At 44.4% G+C, this 239-nt stretch carries 1 protein-coding gene; it reads right to left on the reverse strand.

Annotated features, from left to right (window positions below; all coding sequences use genetic code 11):
- A partial coding sequence (locus AC0L3S_RS39710) for a DUF2058 family protein (protein ID WP_473285444.1) occupies positions 1-239 on the reverse strand: 239 nt, incomplete at both ends.

A 239-nucleotide genomic window follows, 5' to 3' on the forward strand; every position in this document is an offset into this window, starting at 1 on the left:
TTGTTATCGACCAACAAGCGGGCAATCGCCAGACGACCATTAATCAACTGCGCCTGTGTGAGCTTATCGACAAAAATCTTCTTAATCAGATTGCCGTCAGTGAAGTTAAAACCAATATCGCCATTGGCAATGGTGATTCGGTTCATTTCAATAAGCTGCTTCACCTGAGCTTTATATTCTTTCGCCAACGCCGCTTGTTTTTGCTGTTCGCTAAGCTGTTTATCACGCTCAAGCTGTGC

The organism is Bradyrhizobium sp. Ken01 (assembly GCF_055807355.1).